This window comes from Protofrankia sp. Cr1 (assembly GCF_963555865.1).
Lineage (GTDB): Bacteria > Actinomycetota > Actinomycetes > Frankiales > Frankiaceae > Protofrankia.
The window spans coordinates 1-1403 of sequence record NZ_CAUVXO010000285.1; the positions used below are offsets into that span (position 1 = coordinate 1).

The window sequence follows — 1403 nt, forward strand, 5'->3', positions numbered from 1 at the left end:
CACCGCCACCCGCACCCACCTGGGCACCATCACCACAAACCTGCGCGGAGCCCGCGCCTACACCACCACCCTGGTCAAGAGCCTGCTCCCCCACCAGGCCGCCGTGACCCCCGACGGGCATATAATCATGGCCGCCGGAGAACCCCTCGGCAACGCCCACAACACGGCAAGAAACGCACGTCGATCGACTCTTGGATCGCAACATCAAATCCGAAACGGCATCCCACTCGGCTTCGCCGATCAGGAGGAGTTCCGCCGGTTCTCCGATTCACTCCATGAAGGTTTACAACAGGCCGGATACCCGAAGGCACAAGGCATCATGCAAGGAAGCTCGGTAACCGGCATCAGCTTCAGAGATCGGATACCATTTGACTTGGGTAGACGAAGCGACTTCGACGTCGCCGTAGCCGACCCGTCGCTACTCGAACGGGCACGTGACCTAGGTATGAGTCTTCGCGGTCGAGGGACTCGAACCGGCCCTCTCAACCGCGCGGAAGAGGAATATCTGCGGGCGTTGAATCTGTTTGATCTACGATATGAGATGTCCGAAATCGCCGGAAGGAAAGTAAACTTTATGATTTATAAAGATGTCGCGACAGCCCAGAACAAGGCACCTTCGATCGTGCTACCGAAGTCGTGACTACGTACTACCTCTACGGAACGCAGCGATCCGACATCGAAAATCTCGCCGCCGAATTCGCCGATGCCCTCAAGATTGAGCCAGAAGCGCGTGAGAGTAGCTACATAGGTTTCTACTACGAATTCGATTCGGATCACATCCGAGGCAGCCTCAAGCCAAACAAATACGCCGATTTTGCGGATGAGGAGGATGACGATGGGTACCATCTACCCGACAGAAAGGATATTTCGTTACTATTTCAAGTGGCCATCGACATGGAGGCAGAAGAATTCGATGGAACGGTTCGCAAAGTTACAGGAATGGAGCTTTTGAAAAAGACATCAGCAAATTATGACTAATTTGTGTAGATCTCCTTCCATTGTTTTTCCAAAATGATGAACGAGATACTCCTCTACGGCTCCCCTCGGACGGATATCGACAAGCTGGCCGAGGAGCTCGGCGACGCGCTGGGAACAAAACCGCAGGCCCGCAGCAGTAGCTACTTGGGCGAGTACTACTCCCTTGATGGAACCGGATTCGAGGCTCGACTCGATCAAAATATGGATGACCCGGAAGAGAGTGAGGAAGATAAGCGGTACCAAGAGCCAGGCCACAAGGATCTGATCTTGATATTCGAGGTACTGATCACAATTGGAGATCCAGAACTGATCAAAAATTCGATCGAAAATATCGTCGGCATGAATTTTCTGCGGAGCTACTGAATACATAGATTTTGACGGTTCGCGGGGACGAGATAGTTCGAACATGTAACAGATAGCGGGCT

Annotated in this window: 2 protein-coding genes and 1 pseudogene; all 3 read left to right on the forward strand. The window is 52.9% G+C overall.

What is annotated here, in order from left to right; all coding sequences use genetic code 11:
• Positions 1-640: pseudogene (locus tag U9980_RS19075) on the forward strand (hypothetical protein); the annotation flags it as partial.
• The gene (locus tag U9980_RS19080; protein ID WP_322769168.1) at positions 637-978 is read left to right on the forward strand and encodes a hypothetical protein; all 342 of its coding nucleotides are present in this window, start codon (positions 637-639) and stop codon (positions 976-978) included. The pseudogene U9980_RS19075 and the gene U9980_RS19080, both read left to right, overlap by 4 nt.
• Positions 979-1014: 36 nt before the next feature.
• Positions 1015-1341, forward strand: a complete 327-nt coding sequence (locus U9980_RS19085) for a hypothetical protein (protein WP_322769169.1) — start codon at positions 1015-1017, stop codon at positions 1339-1341.
• The last annotated feature ends 62 nt before the right edge of the window (positions 1342-1403 follow it).

Excerpts from the sequence above, each read along its gene's own strand:
- U9980_RS19085 (WP_322769169.1), top strand. The coding sequence starts at position 1,015 with ATGAACGAGATACTCCTCTACGGCTCCCCTCGGACGGATATCGACAAG.